The organism is Nocardia sp. CC213A (assembly GCF_030766805.1).
GTDB lineage: Bacteria > Actinomycetota > Actinomycetes > Mycobacteriales > Mycobacteriaceae > Nocardia > Nocardia otitidiscaviarum.
Map to the genome: position 1 here is coordinate 305,823 of NZ_JASFXA010000006.1, position 21,608 is coordinate 327,430.

The 21,608-nt window shown below is 68.0% G+C and carries 23 protein-coding genes; 15 read left to right on the plus strand and 8 right to left on the minus strand.

All coding sequences use genetic code 11. The features are described 5' to 3' along the window. Nucleotides 1-109: 109 nt before the first annotated feature. Genes dmpG through QJS31_RS14080 form a run of 3 tightly spaced genes read right to left on the minus strand, consistent with a single transcriptional unit; the run spans nucleotide 110 to nucleotide 2,911 of the window. Nucleotides 110-1,162, minus strand: a complete 1,053-nt coding sequence (gene dmpG / locus QJS31_RS14070; protein ID WP_306356892.1) for a 4-hydroxy-2-oxovalerate aldolase — start codon at nucleotides 1,160-1,162, stop codon at nucleotides 110-112. A 12-nt stretch (nucleotides 1,163-1,174) separates the two neighbouring features. Continuing rightward, on the minus strand, nucleotides 1,175-2,083 hold the full coding sequence (locus QJS31_RS14075) for an acetaldehyde dehydrogenase (acetylating) (RefSeq protein ID WP_306356893.1): 909 nt from the start codon (nucleotides 2,081-2,083) through the stop codon (nucleotides 1,175-1,177). A gap of 42 nt (nucleotides 2,084-2,125) precedes the next feature. After that, a complete protein-coding gene (locus tag QJS31_RS14080) occupies nucleotides 2,126-2,911 on the minus strand; it encodes a 2-keto-4-pentenoate hydratase (protein WP_306356894.1) in 786 nt (261 codons plus the stop codon). A gap of 142 nt (nucleotides 2,912-3,053) precedes the next feature. On the opposite strand from QJS31_RS14080, the gene kstD reads away from it, so the two are divergent. After that, nucleotides 3,054-4,772 carry a 3-oxosteroid 1-dehydrogenase gene (gene kstD / locus QJS31_RS14085; RefSeq protein WP_372341596.1) on the plus strand — a complete coding sequence of 573 codons (1,719 nt, stop codon included), beginning with the start codon at nucleotides 3,054-3,056 and terminating at the stop codon, nucleotides 4,770-4,772. A 444-nt stretch (nucleotides 4,773-5,216) separates the two neighbouring features. Next, on the plus strand, nucleotides 5,217-6,077 hold the full coding sequence (locus QJS31_RS14090) for a MaoC family dehydratase (protein ID WP_306356896.1): 861 nt from the start codon (nucleotides 5,217-5,219) through the stop codon (nucleotides 6,075-6,077). Nucleotides 6,078-6,150: 73 nt separating this feature from the next. Here QJS31_RS14090 and QJS31_RS14095 read toward each other — a convergent pair whose 3' ends face one another. Beyond that, a complete protein-coding gene (locus tag QJS31_RS14095) occupies nucleotides 6,151-6,615 on the minus strand; it encodes a hypothetical protein (RefSeq protein ID WP_306356897.1) in 465 nt (154 codons plus the stop codon). A 248-nt stretch (nucleotides 6,616-6,863) separates the two neighbouring features. Here QJS31_RS14095 and QJS31_RS14100 point away from each other — a divergent pair, with 248 nt between their 5' ends. From QJS31_RS14100 to QJS31_RS14110, 3 genes are read left to right on the plus strand one after another with little or no spacing between them, the layout of a single operon-like run. Further along, a complete protein-coding gene (locus QJS31_RS14100; protein WP_306356937.1) occupies nucleotides 6,864-6,935 on the plus strand; it encodes a hypothetical protein in 72 nt (23 codons plus the stop codon). Then, nucleotides 6,932-7,675 carry a DUF5753 domain-containing protein gene (locus tag QJS31_RS14105; RefSeq protein WP_306356898.1) on the plus strand — a complete coding sequence of 248 codons (744 nt, stop codon included), beginning with the start codon at nucleotides 6,932-6,934 and terminating at the stop codon, nucleotides 7,673-7,675. Before QJS31_RS14100 ends, QJS31_RS14105 begins: the two co-directional genes overlap by 4 nt. Beyond that, nucleotides 7,665-7,874 carry a DUF397 domain-containing protein gene (locus QJS31_RS14110; protein ID WP_306356899.1) on the plus strand — a complete coding sequence of 70 codons (210 nt, stop codon included), beginning with the start codon at nucleotides 7,665-7,667 and terminating at the stop codon, nucleotides 7,872-7,874. Before QJS31_RS14105 ends, QJS31_RS14110 begins: the two co-directional genes overlap by 11 nt. Before the next feature lie 28 nt (nucleotides 7,875-7,902). Here the strand turns inward: QJS31_RS14110 and QJS31_RS14115 are convergent, their stop codons facing one another. Together QJS31_RS14115 and QJS31_RS14120 are read right to left on the minus strand one after the other, a co-directional pair. Continuing rightward, nucleotides 7,903-8,337 carry a PIN domain-containing protein gene (locus tag QJS31_RS14115; protein WP_306356900.1) on the minus strand — a complete coding sequence of 145 codons (435 nt, stop codon included), beginning with the start codon at nucleotides 8,335-8,337 and terminating at the stop codon, nucleotides 7,903-7,905. A 100-nt stretch (nucleotides 8,338-8,437) separates the two neighbouring features. Next, nucleotides 8,438-9,058, minus strand: coding sequence for a TetR/AcrR family transcriptional regulator (locus tag QJS31_RS14120; RefSeq protein WP_306356901.1), 621 nt, complete (start codon nucleotides 9,056-9,058; stop codon nucleotides 8,438-8,440). A gap of 82 nt (nucleotides 9,059-9,140) precedes the next feature. Between QJS31_RS14120 and zapE the strand changes: the two genes are divergently transcribed. The 8 genes from zapE to QJS31_RS14160 all read left to right on the plus strand — a co-directional run bounded on the left by zapE (nucleotide 9,141) and on the right by QJS31_RS14160 (nucleotide 17,242). Continuing rightward, a complete protein-coding gene (gene zapE / locus QJS31_RS14125) occupies nucleotides 9,141-10,088 on the plus strand; it encodes a cell division protein ZapE (protein WP_306356902.1) in 948 nt (315 codons plus the stop codon). 150 nt (nucleotides 10,089-10,238) lie between these two features. Next, complete coding sequence (locus QJS31_RS14130; protein WP_282777022.1) at nucleotides 10,239-11,441, plus strand: glycosyltransferase family 1 protein; 1,203 nt, start codon at nucleotides 10,239-10,241, stop codon at nucleotides 11,439-11,441. A 2-nt stretch (nucleotides 11,442-11,443) separates the two neighbouring features. Beyond that, the gene (locus QJS31_RS14135; protein ID WP_306356938.1) at nucleotides 11,444-12,805 is read left to right on the plus strand and encodes a UDP-glucose/GDP-mannose dehydrogenase family protein; all 1,362 of its coding nucleotides are present in this window, start codon (nucleotides 11,444-11,446) and stop codon (nucleotides 12,803-12,805) included. Nucleotides 12,806-13,093: 288 nt separating this feature from the next. Beyond that, a complete protein-coding gene (locus QJS31_RS14140; RefSeq protein ID WP_282777021.1) occupies nucleotides 13,094-14,011 on the plus strand; it encodes a DUF4129 domain-containing protein in 918 nt (305 codons plus the stop codon). Between the two features lie 40 nt (nucleotides 14,012-14,051). Further along, nucleotides 14,052-14,555 (plus strand): hypothetical protein, encoded by a 504-nt coding sequence (locus tag QJS31_RS14145; protein ID WP_282777020.1) that lies wholly within the window; start codon nucleotides 14,052-14,054, stop codon nucleotides 14,553-14,555. Nucleotides 14,556-14,577: 22 nt separating this feature from the next. Beyond that, entirely contained in the window at nucleotides 14,578-15,540 is a 963-nt protein-coding gene (locus QJS31_RS14150) for a MoxR family ATPase (RefSeq protein WP_282777018.1), read from the plus strand. Further along, nucleotides 15,537-16,811: a DUF58 domain-containing protein gene (locus QJS31_RS14155; protein ID WP_282776992.1), complete on the plus strand. Its 1,275-nt coding sequence runs from the start codon at nucleotides 15,537-15,539 to the stop codon at nucleotides 16,809-16,811. Before QJS31_RS14150 ends, QJS31_RS14155 begins: the two co-directional genes overlap by 4 nt. Further along, the gene (locus QJS31_RS14160) at nucleotides 16,808-17,242 is read left to right on the plus strand and encodes a hypothetical protein (RefSeq protein ID WP_282776990.1); all 435 of its coding nucleotides are present in this window, start codon (nucleotides 16,808-16,810) and stop codon (nucleotides 17,240-17,242) included. The genes QJS31_RS14155 and QJS31_RS14160 overlap by 4 nt, the downstream gene beginning before the upstream one ends. A gap of 11 nt (nucleotides 17,243-17,253) precedes the next feature. Here QJS31_RS14160 and QJS31_RS14165 read toward each other — a convergent pair whose 3' ends face one another. Then, a complete protein-coding gene (locus tag QJS31_RS14165; protein ID WP_306356903.1) occupies nucleotides 17,254-18,714 on the minus strand; it encodes a hypothetical protein in 1,461 nt (486 codons plus the stop codon). Nucleotides 18,715-18,768: 54 nt separating this feature from the next. Further along, complete coding sequence (locus tag QJS31_RS14170) at nucleotides 18,769-19,716, minus strand: YafY family protein (RefSeq protein ID WP_282776987.1); 948 nt, start codon at nucleotides 19,714-19,716, stop codon at nucleotides 18,769-18,771. A 63-nt stretch (nucleotides 19,717-19,779) separates the two neighbouring features. On the opposite strand from QJS31_RS14170, the gene QJS31_RS14175 reads away from it, so the two are divergent. Both QJS31_RS14175 and QJS31_RS14180 read left to right on the plus strand, forming a co-directional pair. Next, complete coding sequence (locus QJS31_RS14175; protein ID WP_306356904.1) at nucleotides 19,780-20,748, plus strand: alpha/beta fold hydrolase; 969 nt, start codon at nucleotides 19,780-19,782, stop codon at nucleotides 20,746-20,748. Between the two features lie 277 nt (nucleotides 20,749-21,025). After that, a complete protein-coding gene (locus tag QJS31_RS14180) occupies nucleotides 21,026-21,445 on the plus strand; it encodes a hypothetical protein (protein WP_282776984.1) in 420 nt (139 codons plus the stop codon). Nucleotides 21,446-21,608 lie beyond the last annotated feature (163 nt).

Consider the following 21,608-nt stretch of genomic DNA (forward strand, 5'->3'; position numbering starts at 1 on the left):
GCGTGCCTCCGAGTTCAGTTGTCCCTCCGAGCTCAGCGGCATCCTCAGGGTAACCATCCGGCGCGAGCGAGCGGCATCCTCACCTTCCCGCCAGCGGGGAGGTGAGCGTTCAGGCGGTGGCCGCCGCCTGTTCCCGCCGCAATTCCAGGGCGATGTCGATGAGCTGATCCTCCTGACCGCCGACCAGCTTGCGCTGACCCGCGCGCACCAGCATCTCGGCGGCGGAGACGCCGTAGCGCTCGGCCTGCCGCTCCGCGTGGCGCAGGAACGACGAGTAGACGCCCGCGTAGCCCATCATGAGCGCCTGGCGGTCGAGCAGGCATTCAGCGGGCATGGCCGGGCGGACCACATCCTCGGCGGCGTCGGTGACGGCGAAGAAGTCGACACCGGTCTTGATGCCGAGCTTGTCACAGACGCCGATGAACGCCTCGACCGGCAGATTGCCCGCGCCCGCGCCGAAACGCCGGGCGGAACCGTCGATCTGGGTGGCCCCGGCACGCACCGCGTACACCGAGTTCGCCACGGCCAGGCCCAGGTTCTCGTGACCGTGGAAGCCGACCTGGGCGTCGTCACCGAGTTCGGCGACCAGCGCCGCCACCCGGTCGGTGACCTGCTCCAGCACCAGCGCGCCGGCGGAGTCCACAACGTACACGCACTGACAGCCCGCGTCGGCCATGATGCGGCCCTGCTTGGCCAGCATCTCCGGGGTGGTGCTGTGCGCCATCATGAGAAAGCCGACGGTCTCCAGGCCGAGTTCCCGTGCCAGCCCGAAGTGTTGGATCGACACGTCGGCCTCGGTGCAGTGGGTGGCGATGCGGCAGATGCTCGCGCCGTTGTCCTGCGAGATCTTGATGTCCTCCTTGACGCCGACGCCCGGCAGCATCAGGAAGGCGATCTTGGCGCGCTGCGCCGTATCGGCGGCGGCCTTGATCAGTTCCTGCTCCGGGGTTTTGGAGAACCCGTAGTTGAACGAGGAGCCGCCCAGGCCGTCACCGTGGGTGACCTCGATGACCGGCACCCCCGACGCGTCCAGGGCGGCGACGATATCGCGCACCTCGGTGACGGTGAACTGGTGGCGCTTGTGATGTGAACCGTCCCGCAGCGAGGTGTCGGTGACGCGCACATCGAGTTCGCCCGAGTAGGGCTTGAACACGTTGTCCATGATGAAATCTCCTTACACCCGCGCCGAGAGGATCTGATCGGCCACGACCTCGCCCACCCGAGTGGCGGCGGCGGTCATGATGTCGAGGTTGCCCGCGTACGGCGGCAGGAAGTCGCCCGCGCCCTCCACCTCCACGAAGATCGACACCTTCGCCATGCCACCGGAAACCAGCGACGGCTCGTCGAACTGCGGTTCGTTCAGCAGCCGGTACCCGGGCACGTACTCCTGGATGGAATTCTCCATGGCGTGGATGGACTCGGCGATGGCATCGCGGTCGGCGTCCTCGGGAATCGCGCAGAAGATGGTGTCGCGCATGATCATCGGCGGTTCGGCCGGATTCAGGATGATGATGGCCTTGCCGCGCTTGGCCCCACCGATGGTCTCCACACCCTTGGAGGTGGTCTTGGTGAACTCGTCGATATTGGCGCGGGTGCCGGGACCGGCCGACACCGAGGACACCGACGCCACGATCTCGGCGTACTCCACCGGCACCACGCGGGATACGGCCGCCACCATGGGAATGGTGGCCTGCCCGCCGCAGGTGATCATATTGACGTTCGGGGCCTCCACCAGCGAGTCCAGATTCACCGGCGGGATCACGGCCGGGCCGACCGCGGCGGGGGTGAGGTCGACGGCGCGGATTCCGGCCGCCTCGTACTTGGGCGCGTAGGCGCGGTGCACGTACGCCGAGGTGGCCTCGAAGAGCAGATCGGGTTTGTCGGGCAGGGCGAGCAGCCAGTCCGCGCCCTCGGCCGAGGTCTCCAGGCCCAGTCCGCGGGCCCGCTTCAGGCCCTCGGAGTCCGGGTCGATGCCGATCATCCAGCGCGGCTCTATCTTCTCCGACCGCAGCAGCTTGTACAGCAGATCGGTGCTGATATTGCCGGATCCGACGATCGCGGCGGTGACCTTGTTCGCAGTCACGGCAGTTCTCCTACTCGGTGTCTTCTCAGCGGAAACGTCTGCTCAGCTGAAACGCAGACGGACGGAACCGAGTCCGGCGAACTCGGCGGTGAAGTCGTCGCCCGGACGGGCGTCGATGGCGCGGGTGCAGGAACCGGGCAGCACGATGTCCCCCTTCTTCAAACGCACCCCGAACGAGGCGACCTTGCGTGCCAGCCACGCCACCGCGATGGTCGGATCGCCGAGCACGGCGTCGCTGCGTCCCTCCGCCACCACCTCACCATTGCGGGTGAGCACGGCGTCGATCTTCTTGATATCCAACTGATCCGGGGCGACCCGCTGCGGACCCAGCACCCAGCCCGCCGAGGAGGCGTTGTCGGCGATGGTGTCGCACAGGCCGATCTTCCACTCCTTGATGCGGGTGTCGATCAGTTCGATGGCGGGTGCGTAGGCGACGGTCGCCGCCAGCACGTCGGCTTCGGTGCAGTCCTCGCCCGGCAGATCGGCGCCCAGCACGAATCCCACCTCGACCTCCACCCGCGGGTACAGGTATTTCGAGGTGTCGACCGGAATGTCTTCGAACACTTCCATTTCCGCGAGCAGATGACCGTAGTCGGGTTCGTCCACGCCCATCATCTGCTGCATGGCCTTGGAGGAGAGCCCGACCTTGTGACCGATCACACGTGCGCCGCCGCCGACCCGCTGCCGGATATTGATGAGCTGGATCTCGTACGCGTCGACGACGTCGATGTCCGCATACCGTGCCACCAGCGGATCGAGCGGCACCCGATCCCGTTCGGCGACCGCGAGCTCGTCTGCCAGTTCCTTCCGTACCGCGTCGGACAGCACGCTTGTTTCCTTCCATCGAGGGTCAGGCCGTTGACCCGGCCGTACCGAGCATAGGAACTGAAACGAGTTTCGTATCGGGGTTTCGCCCCGAGAGTCCCAGCTGCCAGACCAAGATAGACCAAACCTGGTTTGATTCTATAACGTGTTCTACATGAACGATCCGGTTAGTAGCGAGCACAGCTACGACGTGGTGGTGGTCGGCAGCGGAGCCGCCGGAATGACCGCCGCGCTCACCGCCGCCCACCACGGGCTGCGTGCGGTGCTCATCGAGAAGGCACCCCACTACGGCGGATCCACCGCACGCTCGGGTGGAGGCGTGTGGATTCCCGGCAACAAGGCGCTGAAAGCCGCCGGACGCCCCGACGACCGCGAGGAAGCCCGCACCTACCTGCACAGCATCATCGGCGACGCGGTGCCCGCGGACCGGATCGACACCTACATCGACCGCGGCGCGGAAGCCTTCGACTTCGTGCTCGACCACACCCCGCTGAAGATGAAGTGGGTGCCCGGCTACTCCGACTACTACCCGGAGGCACCCGGCGGCCGAGGCGAGGGCCGCTCCTGCGAACCCGCGCCGTTCAATGCCAAGATCCTCGGCGAGGAGCGCTTCACACTGGAGCCGCCCTACGCCAAGGCCCCGCTCAATGTCGTGGTCATGCAGGCCGACTTCGTGCGGCTGAACCTCATCCGCCGCCACCCCAAGGGCATCATGCGCGCCATGCGGGTCGGCGCGCGCACCTATCTCGCCAAATGGACCGGCAAGCACATCCTCGGCATGGGGCAGGCGATCATCGCCGCCATGCGCAAGGGGCTCATGGACGCGAACGTGCCGGTATTGCTCGAGACCCCGATGACCAAGCTCGTCGTGGAGGACGGCCGGGTCGTGGGCGTGGAGGCGCTGCGCGACGGCAAGCCCGTCGTCTTCCGCGCCCGCCACGGCGTGGTGCTGGGCAGCGGCGGCTTCGAGCACAACGCCGAGATGCGCACCAAGTACCAGCGTCAGCCCATCGGCACCGAATGGACCACCGGCGCGGCGGCCAATACCGGCGACGGCATCATCGCCGGGATGGAGGCCGGGGGCGCGGTGGACTTCATGGAGGACGCCTGGTGGGGGCCGACCATCTTCAAGGGCGGCAAGCCGTGGTTCGCGCTGGCCGAGCGGAATCTGCCCGGCACCATCATGGTCAACGCCGACGGCAAGCGATTCGGAAATGAGTCCGCTCCTTACGTCGAGGCCGTGCACACCATGTACGGCGGCGAATACGGGCAGGGTGACGGTCCGGGCGAGAACATCCCCGCCTGGCTGGTCTTCGATCAGCGCTACCGCAACCGCTACATCTTCGCCGGATTGCAGCCTGGTCAGCGGATTCCGTCCCGCTGGATGGAAAACGACAACATCGTCAAGGCCGACACCCTCGCGGAACTGGCCGACAAGATCGGGGTGCCCGCGGCGAATCTGACCGCCACCGTGGAACGGTTCAACTCGTTCGCCGAAACCGGGGTGGACGAGGATTTCGGGCGCGGCAAGAGCCACTACGACCGGTACTACGGTGACCCCACCGTGAAGCCGAACCCGTGCCTGGCGGCGCTGGTGCAAGGGCCCTTCTACGCGGCCAAGATGGTGCCCGGCGACCTCGGCACCAAGGGCGGACTCGTCGCCGACACCGCCGGGCGCGTGCTGCGCGAGGACGGCAGCGTGATCGAGGGCCTCTACGCCTCCGGCAACAGCGCCACCCCCGCCATGGGCCACACCTACGCCGGGCCCGGCGCGACCATCGGCCCGGCCATCACCTTCGCCTACCTGGCCGTCCTCGATATCGCCGCCAAGGCGAAGCGGAGCGAGGCCGCCGAAGCGTCCTGAACCGTCCCAACCCGGTTCAGGATCGGGTTGGGCGCGTCCGGGTCACAGCGAACGCGCCCAACCCACCCCTGCCCGCCGGTGCCTGCACACCCCGGGCGGTACAACCGAATACGCGATACATCCGAGGACACGGCGGTCGCCCGCCGGGGGCATACCGGCCCGACGGGCGGCCGCCGCCCGGCGCGGACACCGGACCGTCCACACCGCGCCGACGGGCATGCTCACCACGAGTTGGACCGAGGCCCCGGCTCCCGTCTCGTGCGACGACGCTCGAGCACGGCGGGGGACCGATCGGAATGTCCCGACAAGCGAGCACAGGGCTTGCGCCGATGCGGGCGCGACAACAGGATCAGAGCCGCATGGGTACGTCCGCGCGGCTTCCGCCCGGATACGACGCGGCGGCACCATGGGAGCGCCGCCCACCGAGAGTCACGAGGAGACCACATGCCCATCGACCTGAACAGCGCGCTCGGCGCGGAGATCCCCGGGCGGGAGTTCGCCTGGTCGCCGAGCGATGTGCAGCACTACAACCTGGCGCTGGGTGCGGGCGCACTGTGGACCGATGCGGCGGAGCTGCGGTATCTCGACGACCGGGAGCCGCAGGTGCTGCCGTCCTTCGCCACCGTCGCGCCCACCTTCCACGAGACCGAGCCACCGCGGGTGCGGTTCACCGGTATCGACATCGATCTGGCGAAGGTGGTGCACGGCAGTCAGGAGATCGTGGTGCACCGCCCGATTCCCGCCTCCGGCAAGGCCACCACGGTCGGCCGCGTCACCGATATCTGGGACAAGGGCTCGGCCGCGGTGGTGTGGCGTGAGGACACCGTCACCGGCTCCGACGGGGAACCGCTGTGGACCGCCCGCTCCTCCATCTTCGCCAAGGGCGAGGGCGGCTTCGGCGGCGACCGCGGACCCTCCTCCAAGACCGAATTGCCGGACCGCGCACCCGATTTCGACGTCCTCACCCCCACCCTCCCGCAGCAGGCCCTGCTCTACCGCATGTGCGGCGACCGCAACCCCCTGCACTCCGACCCCGAATTCGCTCGCAACGCCGGCTTCCCCAACCCCATCCTGCACGGTCTGTGCACCTACGGCCTGGTCCTCAAAACCGCCACCGACACCGCCCTGGACCGAGACGCCGCCCGCGTCAAGGGCTTCCGCGCCCGCTTCGCCGGGGTCCTCTACCCCGGCGAAACCATCCGCACCCGAATCTGGCGCACCGACACCGAACTGCTCATCACCGCCACCGCCGTGGAGCGCGACGACGCCCCCGTCCTCAACGACGTCGCCCTCACCCTCGCGTAGTCGCCGAGGGGGAACTGGTGGCGGAGGCTACTCGACCGATGCCGCCACCAGTTCCCCCTCGCACACGGAACCCTCATGGCTCGTCCGCGCCTCGCGCGTAGGTCACCTCCGGGTTGACGGTGATCACGTCGAGCTGTTCGACCAGCCCGGCCGGCACCTGCCCGCCCTCGAAGTGCTCGGGACCGGGGACGATGACGGCCACGGCGTCCAGGCGGGTGGCCTGTGCCTTCAGCCGGGCCAGTGGCGGCCGTCCGAACTTGGGGTCGTAGACGATCATGTCCGCGAAGTCGTAACCGAGACGGCTCGCGAGCGTTCGTATCCGGCTCTGATCCCGAACTCGAGCCATGCCGGACACATCGGTCCGCAGATAGCCGAGGGCTGTTGGCCTGCCACACATTTCGCTTCCTCGCTCGGTCTCGTCGGCGCTGTTCAACTCCAGGTACACGCCCGGCCCGGCGACGCCGGGCCGGGCATCGTCGTAAACGCGGAGTTCGAGCACTCCGCCGGGGAACTCGCACAGCCTGGTGCGCGTGGTCATCGGTCACCCCTGTCCGCTGGTAGTCGTGTGCGACAGCACAGCCGATGCCGGAAACTTCGGAAAGTGAAAATAGGGAATCCGAATAACTCTCCCGAATCCGCAGCGCGGCAACCGATCTACCTGCGACGATTGATCCGATACGGGACCACGGGGTGATCCGGAACGGGACTGACATGATGGAAGGCGACAGCAGCATCACCCGACGCCAGCTGGGCAGGTATCTCAGGGACGCGCGGGAATCGGTGGGGATGACACTCGAGGACGCGGCAAAGCTCATGGAGTGGGGCAAGAGCAGTTTGCAGCGCATCGAGAAGGGATGAACCAGAAGATCCGGATACGCGATCTCGACGGGTTGATCGAGATCTATGCGATTGACGACGACCGCGCGGCCGGGCTGCGGGGCCTCGCACAGCAAGCAGCCGGGAAGAGCTGGTGGCACGAGTTCGGGGGGCTCATCCCCACGAACTTCAACGTATACATGGGGCTCGAATCAGCCGCACAGACTATGTCGAGCTATCAGCCAGATCTCGTGCCGGGGCTACTTCAGACCACCGATTACGCACACGTCGTGGCACGGAACGCGTACCCGAACGATACTGAGCACGACATCGCGGGCCGCGTCCGATTGAAGATGGGACGGCAACGAAAGATCACCCGACGCACGAAGCCCGCCGTGCTGCACGTCGTGCTGGCGGAAACCGTGCTGCGCCGCGTAATCGGCGGACCTGCGGTCATGGCTGCTCAGCTGCGCCATATCGCTGACGCGAGTACCCGTCCGAACATCACCGTTCGGCTGTTGCCGCTGTCGGCAGGTTGCCCTACCGGCGAGCAGATCGGCCCCTTCATCATCATGGAATTCGGCACAGACAGTCGTGGCGCGCCGGAGGAACCGACAATCGTCTATTCCGAAGGCTTTACCAGCGACATGTACAGCGAGAAGCTGAGTATCGTTGAGCGATACACGTACGCGTGGCAGAGCCTCCAGCGCGCGTCGCTTGATGAGGACCTCACCAGATCGCTGTTGCGGGACAAAGCAAGGGAGTACGAGCGTGAACGATGATCTGTCCCAAGCCAAATGGTTCAAGAGCAGCCGCAGCGGAGGCGGCAAGGAGTGCGTCGAGGTCGCATTCCTCGGTGAGAGCGCGGTCGGTGTCCGCGATTCCAAGAACCCTTCCGGCCCCGCGCTGATCTTCGCGGCGGCCGAGTGGGATGCCTTCACCGCAGGCGTCACCGCAGGCGAGTTCAACCGATCGAGGTAGCGGCGCTCGACCTCTCGCCGACGCAGGGTCAGTCGATACTGCCCGGAGGTGCCACCCATACGTGCGGCTGCCGGGTGACGGTGGCGATGCGCTCGAAGTCGGAGTCGTAGTGCACGAGCACAGCACCGTGGAATTCAGCGACAGCGGCCGTCAGGAGATCGACGGCCCCGGCTGCACGATGCAGCCCGTGCCGGGCCATCAACAGCTGTACCTCACGCGCGCGGTCCGCGACGGACTCGTTGATCGGCAGATTGATATAGCCGGCGCGGCGGGCATGCGCGACCTTCTGCACCTCGGCCAAGTTCCGGCCGGAGTATCCGGCCTCCAGGTCTACCGTCGCACACGTTGCGGCGGCCCGGTCCACGATGAGTCCGGAAATCACCTTCCGGACGACATCGTGCCGACTCCGGGCGGCCGCCGAGGTATCGATCAGATGCAGTCGCAGCGGCGCGGTCGCGCTCAACGGCGAGCCTGGCGCATGATTTCAGGATCCCCGATGTCGGAGCCGACCCCCAGACCGAAGGGTCGTTGATCACCTGCTCGATGCGCCGCCTACGCTCCTGCTATTCGTTGCCGAGGCCCATCCGGATTGGCCGTTCTCCCCATCCCATGAGGTAGACGGCGACGATGTGTTCGAGTTGGCGGATACCGCCAGCGGTACCAGTGGGCGCGTCCATACGCGCACCGGCGTAGCGATCGAAGAGGATGCCTTCGAGCACGGCGAGGAAGTCGGCGGCGTCGGACTCGGGAGCGCGGGAGCCGAAGGCGGCGAACAGCTCTCGCGCCTCATCGAGGGAGAACAGGGAGTTGGTCAACCGGCGACGCAGTTCCGAGTCGCCCAGGAGATCCACGAGCAGTGCGTGTCGCACGATCAGGTGGTGGCGGCGGTGAGCCAATAGGTCATCGAGCCAGCGCGCTATGTCACGAGCAATGTGCGACGGGGTGAGCTGAGCGTTCAGGTCCCGCCGCATCGCGGCGAAATCGTCGCGGGAGCGGGCGTGGATGCGGTCGACAATGGCCTCGATGAGCGCGCGTTTGGTGCGGAAGTAGTAGGACGTGGAGCCTGCGGGCAGGGTCAGGGCGTTGTCCAGGGCGCGGTGGGTCAGGGCTCGCAGGCCCTGGGTGGCGATGAGGTCTATGGCGGTGTCGACGATGCGGGTGCGGCGGTCGGGCGGTGTGGACATGGTCACCTTTCCTCGCGGGCCCTCCCACGAGCCTCTACAAATGTAGAGGACTCTCTACGGGTGTAGAGGCGAGGAGGGTGGGATGAGCGTCGACGCGGTGACCCTGGACGCGGATCAGGCGATAGCCGCGCGGCGGCTGGCAGACCTCGAGGGGCGGCTCGGACGGCGGTGGCGGCGGGTGCGCGGGGTGTATCTGCACGGGCGGCCGGGGCGGGGGAAGACCATGCTCATGGATCGGTTCTTCGCCGAGGTGCGGTCGGATCGCAAGCGGCGCTTTCATTTCCACGAGTTCTTCGCCCGGCTGCATCGGGCCGTGCACGAGACCGGTTCCATCGGCGGGGCCGTCGACGCGCTGCTGGACGGTGCCGAGCTGGTGTGCTTCGACGAGTTCCACATGCATGATCCGGGTGATGCCACCCTGGTCGCGCGGCTGCTCGATACATTGTTCTCGCGGCGCATCACACTGGTGGTGACCTCGAACTATCCGCCGGAGCGGCTGCTGCCCAATCCGCTGTTCCACCACCTGTTCGTGCCGACCATCGAACGGATTCGCGAGCATCTCGACGTGGTGTCGGTAGACGGCCCCCGGGACTATCGCGCGGCGGGCGGGGCGGGCGGGGGCTTCGCGGGTGGGGCGTACATCGTCGGCGATTGCGGCGTGCGCGGCGGCGTGGCGGTCCCCGTCGGGCATCGCATGCTGCGCGCGCGGCGGGCCGAATCCGGGTCGTTGACCGTCGATTTCGCGGAGCTGTGCGGAATTCCGGTGTCGGCGGCGGACTTCCTGGAACTCGCCGGGAGGTTTCGCCGTTGGACGGTCTGCGAGGTGCCCGCGCTCGGTGCGGTCGATCCGGAATGGGTCATGCGGTTCGTGCATCTGGTCGATGTGCTGTACGACGCCGATCTGGAGCTGTGGGTTTACGCGCGGGTCGCCCGGGGCGAACTGGGGCGCGGGGTGGCCGGGGTGCCGGACCTCGGGCGGGCGCTGAGTCGGCTTAACACCCTTCGATTTCACGCTCGCGACCAGCATTGATCATGTGCACGAAGCGGGTCTGACGGCCGAGTGAACTCGCCGACCGGACCGACGTTCGGGGTTCATGTCCCGTCCATACCTACGGGGGCTGACGTTGCGGGCGGCTTCTTACGGTGCTTGCAGGAGGCAGCACCGACCGGAGGGGACCCGATGCGAATCCTGAAAAAGGCCCGGGAGTCGATTCCCGAGCCCCTACCCCTCGCAGACCAGCGCGAAGACCGACTGCGGGTGCTGGTCGTCGCCGAATCCTTCCTGCCACAGGTCAACGGTGTCACCAACTCGGTGCGCCGGGTACTCGACCATCTCGCCGCCGAGGGGCACCAGGCCGAACTGCTCGCCCCCACCGGCCCGCGCAGCTACGCCGGATTCCCGGTGCACGTGGCGCGCGGCGCGCGGCTGCCCTTCTATCGCGACTTCCGGATCGGGCTGGAGACGCGTCGCCGCCTGCGCCGCATCATGAAATCCTTCCAGCCCGACGTCGTACACATCGCCTCCCCCGCCACCCTCGGCTATCAGGCCGCGGTGGTCGCCGCCGAACGCGACGTGCCCTCGGTCGCCATCTACCAGACCGATCTGGTGGGCTTCGCGCAGCGCTACGACCTCCCCGGCGGCGTGCGCGCCATGACCGCGCTGACCCGCCGCATCCACCTGCGGGTGGACCGCACCCTGGCCCCGTCCACCGCGAGCCTGCGGCAGCTCAAACTCATGGGTGTGCCCGGCCTGGCGCACTGGCCGCGCGGGGTGGACCTGGAACAGTTCGACCCGTCGCGCCGCTCCCGGGAACTGCGAGAACGATTGGCCCCCAACGGCGAAGCCCTGGTCGGCTACATCGGCCGCCTCGCCCCCGAGAAGGAACTGGAACTGCTCGCGCACCTGCGGCGGCTGCCGAACGTCCGGCTGGTCGTGGTGGGCGGCGGGCCGGAGGAGGCGCGGCTGCGAAAACTGTTGCCGCACGCCACCTTCCTCGGCGTCCTGCACGGCGAGGAACTGGCCACCGCGTACGCCTCCCTCGATGTCTTCGTACACACCGGCCGCCACGAAACCTATTGCCAGGCAGCGCAGGAGGCCCTCGCCTCCGGCGTGCCCGTGGTCGCACCGGCCGCGGGCGGCCCCGTGGACGTGGTCGAGCCCGGCACCGGATTCCTCTATCCCCCAGGCGATGCCGACGCCATGGTCGGCTTCGTCGAGCAGCTCGTGAACGATCCCGCGCTGCGCCACCGGACCGCTGCCGCCGCCCAGCAGAGCGTGCGGAACCGCTCCTGGGCGGCGGTCAACCACCTGCTCGTCAGCTACTACCGCGAGGTCATCGCCGAGCGTCGTGGCGACGAGCGGATCACCAAGGAGGCCTGCTGATGTTGCGCATATCCGTCATCGGCACGGGATATCTCGGCGCGACCCATGCCGCGGGCATGGCCGAACTCGGATTCGACGTCCTGGGCGTCGACAACAATGCCGCCAAGGCGGCCGCGCTGGCGGCCGGGCGGGTGCCCTTCCACGAGCCCGGCCTGCCGGAGCTGCTGAGCAAGCACGTCGATCAGGGGCGACTGAGCTTCGGCACCTCGCTGGCCGAGGCCGCGGGCTTCGCCGACGTGCACTTCCTGTGTGTCGGAACCCCCGAAAGCCCCACCGGCGCGGCGGATCTGTCGCAGCTGTACGCGGCGATCGAGGCACTGGTGCCGCAGCTGACCCGCAACTGCCTGATCGTCGGCAAGTCCACGGTCCCCGTGGGTACCGCCGAGGCCCTCGCCGCGCGCATCGACGAGCTCGCCCCGCGCGGCATCGCCGTGGAACTGGCTTGGAATCCGGAATTCCTGCGCGAGGGCCACGCCGTATACGACACCCTGCACCCGAATCGCCTGGTCTTCGGCGTCACCACGCCGGATGCGGAATGGGCGCTGCGGCAGGTGTACGCCGCCGCCATCGCCGAGGGCGCGCCGGTGGTGGTCACCAATCTGCCGACCGCCGAACTGGTCAAGGTGTCGGCCAATGCCTTTCTCGCCACGAAGATCTCGTTCATCAACGCGATGGCGGAACTGTGCGAGATCACCGGCGCGGATGTGAACCTGCTGGCCGACGCGCTCGGTCACGACGACCGCATCGGCCGCAAGTTCCTGGGCGCGGGCCTGGGGTACGGCGGCGGCTGCCTGCCCAAGGATGTGCGCGCGCTCATCGCCCGCGCCGGTGAACTGGGCGTGCCGGAGTCGGTGCGCTTCCTCGACAGCGTCGACGCCATCAACCTGCGCCGCCGCGAGCGCGTGGTGGCCGAGACCCTGGAGGTGCTGGGCGGCGACCGTCCCACCGGCCGGGTGGCCGTGCTGGGCGCGGCGTTCAAACCGCTCTCCGATGATGTGCGCGATTCCCCGGCCCTGGATGTGGCCGTGCGGCTGCACAACGCCGGAATCGAGGTCACCGTCTACGATCCGGAGGCCAACCGGTCCGCCAGCCGGATCGCCCCGCAACTGCGGTACGCGCCGAACGCGACCGCCGCCGTGCTCGGCGCGGATGTGGTGCTGCATCTGACCGAATGGCGCGAGTTCCGCGAACTCGATCCGGCGCTGCTGAGTTCGGTGGCGCGCCGCCGGGTGCTCATCGACGCCCGCAACACCCTGGATCCCGAGCCCTGGTTGACCGCCGGGTGGGACTTCCGGGCGCTGGGCCGACTGGTGGAGCGGCGGGCGGGTGCCGGGCACGTGGATCCGCTGCTGGAATCGGCCTGAGCGAGGGCCGTGACGGCCGCCGTCAAGCGACTTCGGTGGGTCCGGTGACTGTTCGGACTTCGAGATAACCCGTTTCAGATCGGCGCTCGGATCCCACAGGCATTGTGCGAGTTCACAGGCGAATCCGCACTGATCTGGGGACTTCGCGAAAGCCGGTGACCTATGCGGTGATCGCGGGTAATCCGTGTTCGCCATTTCCCGCCCGACGGACCGCTTGGCATGTAACTATGACCCTGTTTTGTGCAGGACTCAGGTTGGCTGGGGGTGCTCGTGACCGGGGTGCGAGCGGTGGCATCGCGCGCGATCGGACTGATCGCGCTCTTGGTGCTGGCCGTGCTCGCCCTGCGCGGCTACATCCCCGGCACCGGCGGGCCGCGCGCACCGCACACACCCCCCGTGGTGGCGGTGGCCCTCATGCCGGTCCTGCTGCTGGTCTCGGTGGTGATCCTGCTGGCGGGCGTCATCAACAGCCAGCATCGACTGCCGCTGGCCATGCCGGAACCCGATCGAGACGCCGGCGGCGAACACTGGCGGCTGAGCCGCCTCGGACTGCTGATCCTGATCGGACTGGCCGCCCTCGCCCTACTGCTCACCGCGATGGTCTCGGTACTCCTGGTCGGCCCCGCACGTGACGAACCGACGGAGAACCGCACGGCCCCGACCGCCTCGGACACCGCCACCGCGGTACCGGATACCACGCCCCCCGACTCCGTCACCGCACCCCGGCTCTCCGGTACCGCGCTCATGCTGGTGGGGGCCGGAGCGGTAGCGCTGGTGGCGGTGGCCATGGTCGGTCTGGTGGTGGTCGCGGTGAGCTCGAGACGCAGACCGATGGCGCACACCACGCCGCCCACACCGGAGTCGGCCCGCGAAATGGTCTCGCTGGCCAAAGTGGCCGAGATGGGTCTGGCGGCCATGATCGCGCCCGGCCAGGATCCGCGCACCGCCATCATCGCCTGCTACGTGGCCATGGAACGGGGTTTGGCGCAGGCGCGCGAGGTGGCCCCGCTGGTCTCGGACACCCCGTCCGAGGTGTTGGCGCGGGCCTTCGAACGCGGTGTGCTGCACGACGCGTCCGCGCGGGAGCTGGTGGCGCTGTTCGAGGAGGCCCGGTTCAGCCCGCATTCCATGTTGGAGTGGCAGCGGATGCGGGCCGAGCAGCTGCTGCGTATCGTATTGCAGGATCTGCAGGGGCAAAAAGTATGAAATTTATTGCTGCACAACAGGTCCGGATGGGGGTCCGGGCATGAACCGCACCGCCGTCGTCGTCGGGGCGCTGCTGCTGGTGGCCCTGTTCGAAGTGCTGGCCTTCGGCAATCAGCGGGAAACCCTGCTGATCGCCGCCGCGATTCCGGTGGCCGGGGCGTTGGCGCTGCTCATCTGGTCGCTGGTGGAGCGGGCCCGCCGCGTCGAACGGGACGACCTGGCCGACAACGAGGTCGACAACGGCCCGGCCGAGATGCTGCGCCGCTGGCAGGCGCGGGCGCAGATGCTGGCCGAACGCTCGGAAGGCACCCGCGCCGACTGGGACCGCCACCTGCGACCGCTGCTGGCCAAGGAATTCGAACTCTCCAGCGGCCACCGCAACACCAAGAACCGGCGGGCCGCCGAAGCGGCCGGGGTGCTGCAGTTCGGTCCGGAACTGTGGCGCTGGGTGGACCCGGCCAACTCCGCACTGCGCGACCAGACCACCCGCGCACCGGGCCGCGCGGCGCTGGACGAGATCCTGCGCCGCCTCCAGAACATGTGACACCCGAGATGCGAGAAGAACTATGACCTCACCGATGGACATCACCATCAAGCGCACCGACGCGGTGCTGCGGGAACTGTCCCGGGTGGTGGTCGGCAAGCGCGAAGAACTGCAGCTGATCATGATCGCGGTGCTGTCCGGCGGGCACGTGCTCATCGAGGATCTGCCCGGCCTGGGCAAGACCCTCATCGCGCGCTCCTTCGCCGCCGCGCTGGGCCTGAACTTCACCCGCGTGCAGTTCACCCCCGACCTGCTGCCCGCCGACCTCATCGGCTCCACCATCTACGACATGCATTCGGGCCGTTTCAGTTTCCGCCGCGGACCGGTGTTCACCAATATGCTGCTCGCCGACGAGGTGAACCGCACCCCACCCAAGACCCAGGCCGCGCTGCTGGAGGCCATGGCCGAGGGGCAGGTCTCCATCGACGGTGAAACCTTCCCGCTGCCACAACCTTTCGTCGTCATGGCCACCGACAACCCGATCGAGTACGAGGGCACCTATCCGCTGCCCGAGGCACAACTCGACCGTTTCGCCATGCAGCTGCGCCTGGGGTACCTGTCCGAACAGGACGAGACGCAGATGATCCGGCGGCGGCTCGAACGCGGCTCCGCCCCGCCCCAGGTCGGTCAGGTGGTGGATGCCGAGGGACTGTTGGAGATGCGGCATTCCGTCGAGTTCGTGAGCGTGCACCCCGACGTGGTCGGCTACGTGGTGTCGCTGGCGTCGGCCACTCGCGGCCATCCGCAGGTGGAGGTGGGCGCGAGTCCACGCGCGGAATTGGACCTGGTGCAGATGTCGCGGGCGCGGGCGCTGCTCAACGGCCGCGACTTCGTGGTCCCCGAAGATGTGAAGGCCCTCGCCATTCCGGCCATGGCCCACCGCATCACGCTGCGACCAGAGATGTGGGTGCGCCGCATCCGAGGCGAGGACGTGATCGCCGAACTGCTGCGACGGCTGCCGGTGCCGCGCGCCACCACGACATGAGACACCGCGACACCAGCACCGCCACCGAGGCCGAATTGCGGTGGCGGCCCGCGCCGCTGGTGTACATGCTGGCCGCGGCCTCCGCGCCCGCGCTGGTGCTCGCGATCGTGCTGGGCAAATGGCAGCTGGTGGTGTTCGCCGCACCCCTGCTCGGCGTGCTGGCGACCGCGCCACTGCAACAGTCACGCACCCGCATCCAGGTGGACGGGGCCGGAATCCTGCGCTGCTTCGAAACCGAGGAAGTGACCCTGGCGGTCGCGACATTCGTGGAGTCCGGGCACGCGCTGCTGCGGCTGCATCCGGAGCCGATTCCGGGCATGGAGATGCGCGTGGAGGAGTCGATCGACTCCGGAAACGTGCCCGCCGGACTGCGTTTGGCGCTGTCGTCGCCGCGTTGGGGGCGGTTTCCGGTGCCCATCCGGGTGTCTGCGCTGAGCCCGGCCGGGTTGGCGGTGGCGTCGGTGCGGCTGCCCGCCGGGGAGGTCTTCGTGTACCCCATCGCCGACCCGCAGCGCATGCGGTTGCCCCGCACCGAATTACCCGAACGCATCGGCACCCATCTCACCCGGCGGCACGGGCCGGGCGTGGAATTCGCCGATGTGCGCGCGTACGCGCCGGGTGATCAGCTGCGCACGGTGAACTGGCCGGTGAGCGCGCGGCGCGGACGACTGTTCGTCACCGAGCGCTTCACCAACCGGGCCGCGGATGTGGTTGTGCTGGTGGACACCTCACTGCAAGCGCCCGGCCCGGCATCGGATTCGCTGGAGCTGTCCGTGCGCGGCGCGGCACAGGTGGCGCAGTCGGCGCTGCAGGCCGGTGACCGCACCGCCGTGGTCTGCCTCGGCAAGTCGCCGCGCTGGCTGCGACCCGATATCGGCCGCCGCCAGTTCTACCGCATCGTCGACGCGGTACTCGACGTCGGCGAGGAGCACATCCCCACCTCCGGCACCCTCGCCCCGCACACCGCCGTGCCGATCGGCGCGATCGTGGTGGCCTTCTCCACCCTGCTGGACACCCAATTCGCCTTGGCGCTCATCGATCTGCGCAAACGCGGGCACGTCGTGGTCGTGGTGGACGTGCTGCGCGGCGCACCCTTCGCCGACGGCCTCGATCACACGCTGGCCCGCATGTGGCAGTTGGAACGCGCCTCCATGTACCGCGATATGGGCACGGTCGGCGTCGACATCGTCGCCTGGCCCGAAGGCACCCGCCTCGACCAGGTCATGCGCCTCATCCCCGAACACCGCCGAACGGTCCGGGTGCGCCGATGACCAGATTCCTCGCCGTCCTGTCCGGCCTGCTCCTCACCACCGCCGTCGGCCTCCTCGAACCCTGGACGGCCCTACCGGTTCTCGCCCTCGTCGTCGCGGGTTGGCGCTGGCGCGTGCTCGCCGTCGCCGCCGTCCTGGCCGCCCTCGCCGTCGTCGCCTGGCTCGACACCGGCGCGGTCGAAGCCGGAGCCATCGGCCTGGTGGCCACCACCTACCTGCTCAACACCGCCACCGTCTCCGCCCCCGTCGGAGTAGTCCCCACCACCATCCCCTCGGTGGCCGGCGCCATCGTCTTCACCCTCGCCGCCGGAGCCGCCGCCCTGCTCCCGGTCCACCTGGCCTGGGCCCCCATCGCCGCACCGGTGGTGGTGATCCTCCTCTACGCCTGGCTCATCCAGGGGCTGGCCGATCGCCGCCCGGCGGACGGGTGACGCGTGTGGCGTCAGTCGGCGAGATCGGCAAGCGCCGCTGCCACATGCAGGTTGTCGACGCTGTGCAAGGCGCTGACAGCGGGCGGCAGTGCATTCACGCTGCGGCAGGCCGACAGCAGCCGGATGTGCACCGCCCAGGTCAGCAGGGGCGGCTCGGAGAGCAGCGGCAGCAGCAGTTCGACATTGCCGCTCAGCAGTGACACCGCCTCGGCGCGGATACTCTCCCGAAGATCGTTGCGCGCCAACTCGATCAAGCGGTCGTCGAGCGCTCCGGGTGGAGTGTGGGCCGCGCAGGTGGCCAGCGCCTCGATCCCGTGGGTGCTCGCGACCGCACCGGAGGCGACCAGATCCCACGTGAACGCTGCGATTTCCGGTGATGGCGGCACGAACCGAAGGTGGTAGACAGCCGCTTTGCGGACGGTCAGCCGCGGATCGTGGGCCAGCGTGAGCAGGGCGTCCACTTCGTGCCAGCTCGACAGGGCTGGGCAGCACAGTTCCCGCACCTCCGGGTCCGGATGAGCGGACAGGAACGCGGCCAAGCCGGGGCGGTCGGCGGCGGGCACCGTGCTCCAGTCGTAGTCGCACAGTGCGGTCAGCTTCGCCGTCCACGGGCCGTCGAGATCGGAGTACACGGACACGAACTCCGCTGCGGCCGGGACGGGTGGCTCGAGGCGAGCTCGCGGTGGCGTGGAAACCGGCGCGGTGTCGCGTTCGAACTCGCCGAGCAGGTCGGCGATCGGCGCGAGCCAGCGCCCGATACGCGATCGCGCATCCGCGAAGTCATCGAGCAGGTCCGCCCAGGCATCCCGCGCCGCCGCCGCCCGTGCGTCGTCCCCTCGGGCGATCTCGTGCAGCAGCCGTAGCGTGACTCGGCTGGGATAATAGCGCAGGGTGTCGATCGCGGCGACGGCGACGCCGGTGTCGCCGTCACCCGCGGCCCGGTGCAGCGACGGTTCGGCCACCACCGGTTCGTCCCAGCCCAGGACGTACGCCGCGGTTTCCCGCACTGCGGGGTCTCGGTGCCCCAGCCCCGCGATTTTGTACCGCTGCCAGCGCGGTTCCTCGAAACCGAACGCGATTCCGGCCAATGCGTCCCGATACAGCCGATGGGACGGATCGCGCACGACCGGCTCGATCAGGTCGGCCTCACCGCGGGTCGCCTGCCGCAGCACACACGCACGGACCACGTCGTCCCCGGCCTCCCACCAGGCACGCAACCTCGCCCCCTCCGGGCACATCGCCGCATCCTCGAGCGCCTGCAATGCGGCCCGCCGGATCTCGACCGGCCGAGTGAGGTCCCGCCCGATCTCGGCCAGCGATGCGACAGCACGCGGGTCACCCAGCCGCCAGAGCGTGTCGACGATCCCCTCCCGCTCCACCGCACCGGAGCCACTCAGTCTCCGAATCAACTCGAAGGTCGCCGACCGATCCCGCTGCTCCGCAATCCGCTCCAACTCCGCTGACACCGACATCGATCCATCTTCACCGAGCCGCCTCGGAACCACCGAGATTCACCGCCCTTGGCGTCAGCCGTATCGCTCGACGAGTGCGCTGCCGATCAAGGCCAGACGGTCTCGCACGCTCGGGGGGCCGGTCACAGCGACCCATTCGACCAGTCCGGCAAGCTCACCGGCGAGCACATACTCGTTCGAGCCGCGGATCACGACCTCGATGCGGCCGTCGGGCGTGGGACCTCCCACGTCGAGCCGACCGCCGAACGCCCTCCGGAGTATGTCGACTCCGTGGGGCTCGCATACCGCCTGGATCGCGAGGGGTGTTCGCTCGCGGTCGACCTCGTCCGCGATCTCGCGCCAGCTCTGGGCGAGATCGAAGTCCTCGGGTCGGTGCGCGAGGTCATCGGCCGGGTCGGCGGATGACACTCGGTCGATCCGGAAGGTTCGCCGACCGGTCTCGGTGTCGGCGACGAGATACCAGGCCGTGCCCTTGGTGACGACGCCCAGCGGGTGGACGGTGCGCTCGGATTCCGCGCCGGTGCTGTCGACGTAGCCGAGCCGCACCTGGACGCCGCGGATCACCGCGTCTTGGAGTTCGTCGAGGAAGGGCGGTGGTCGGTGCTCGATACGACTCGAGCCCCAGGGCTGCGGGTCCACGACCGATGACGATGCCGCCGCCTCGGCCTGCGCCCGGAAGGGCTCGGGCAGGGCATGGACGAGCTTGCGCAGGGCCGCTTTCACCGCCGGTGTCGCGGCCGAGGCCGGCCCGGCGACCAGGAACAGCGCGCGGGCCTCGCTCGCGGTCAAACCGGACAGATCGGTGCGGGCGCCGCCCACGAGACGCCAGCCGCCGCCTCGACCCTGCAGCGAGTACACGGGCACCCCGGCCATGGCCAGGGCGTCGAGATCGCGGCGGGCGGTGCGCTCGGAGACCTCCAGCTCGCGGGCGACCTCCGCCGCCGTCACCTGCTTGCGCTGTTGCAGCAGCAGGAGGACGGCCACCAGTCGGTCTACTCGCACACGAACAAGAATTTCACAGAAACCGGTCATAGGATGACCGGTTTAGCTCCGCATGATGGCTACATGTTCAAGCCAACCGATTTTCCCGAGCCCACCCTCATTCCGGTCAACGGTGTGGAACTGGAGGTCTTCGAAGCAGGCCGAGAGAACGCCGGAAGACCCATAGTGCTCTGCCACGGCTGGCCCGAGCATGCCTTCTCCTGGCGACACCAGCTGCCCGCCCTCGCCGCCGCGGGCTATCACGTCATCGTCCCGAACCAGCGGGGCTACGGACATTCGTCCTGCCCGACCGAAGTGACGGACTACGACATCGAACACTTGTCGGGTGATCTCGTCGCACTTCTCGATCACTACGGATACGACGACGCCACCTTCGTCGGACACGATTGGGGTGCGATGGTCGTGTGGGGGCTGACCTTGTTGCATCCACACCGGGTGAACGGCGTGATCAATCTGAGCCTGCCTTACCAGGAGCGCGGAGAAAAGCCCTGGATCGAGCGCATGGAGGAAGTCCTGGGCGGCGACTTCTATTTCGTTCACTTCAACCGACAGCCAGGTGTCGCGGACGCCGTACTGAACGAGAATACGTTCCGCTTCCTGCGCAACCTGTACCGAAAGAACGAACCACTCGCAGCACCGGAACCAGGAATGCTGATGATCAATCTCGCCCACGCGGAGACGGTGCAGGGCGATCCCCTGCTGAGCGACAGCGAACTGGCGGTCTTCGTCTCCGCCTTCGAGACCTCAGGCTTCACGGGCAGCATCAATTGGTACAGAAACCTAGACCGCAACTGGCACCTCTTGGCCGATGCGAACCCGATCATCCAGCAACCCACGCTCATGATCTACGGCGACCGTGATCGGGTCCAGCAGTCGGAGAATCTGTCGGAGTTCGTCCCCAATGTGGAAGTGGTCAACCTGGACTGCGGTCATTGGATCCAGCAAGAGAAGCCGGAAGAAACGAACCGGGCGATCGTGAAGTGGCTGACCGATGTCACCGGCACCACCCCAGGTCTACCCCGCCCGCGATAATCCACTCCACCGGGGCAAACCCAATCGGGTGCACTGGCCCACGGGTCGTACTCCGTTTCGTACAGATCATCCGATTCGTCGCAGCCGCCTGGCGACATCGGTGAATCCGTCAACAGTGCTCACAGGATGGCTGTGGCCGCCGCTGCCCCGTTGAATGCAGGATTGGCCACTCGACGTCGCGGCAGTAGCCCAGACCACCACACCTTCTCCGCCGGGTGCGGCGTGTCGGACCTCTGATTCGGACCGGCGAGGCGTTGTGGATCGCTATCTTCGACACGTGGCTGAGACGCTGAACGGCGACGGTAGCGATCGGAAAGCCGTGCTGCGGTCACAACAGAGCCTGATCGTGCTAGCGGTCATGGTCGCCGTAGTGGGCGCGGTTGTTGGTACTTCCGCAGCAGTTGGGTCCGCGATGATCGCGTTCGCGGTGCCGGGCATCCTGGGAGGAGGCGGCGGACTCCTGATCTGCCGCGCTGTGGGCACGCGCGGTAATGCCGCGATCCGAGTTGCGTACTCCGTACTGCTGGTCATCGGATTGCTGGCACTAACAGCGTTTTTCAGCGTAAGAGCCGGCCGCACCGGGCCGGACATCGGTCTCGGCGGTGTGCTGATGTTGGGCTTGTTGACAGGGTTGCCCGGTGCTTTCGGTACCGGGGCAATCATCTGGACTCGACGACGTGGCCGGATCGCCCGGTGACCAGGGTTCTGAGCTGCACGATGATCGCCGAGCTGATTCCGGAGTTCATCGCAGGTTTACGGATGCGAGAAATCCCACCCGCCCCCGACCAGATGTGGGACGCAAAACACTGCACCTGGTCCGATGCCGAGGGCCTGCGCGAGCGCAGCATCGGTCAGGAGCT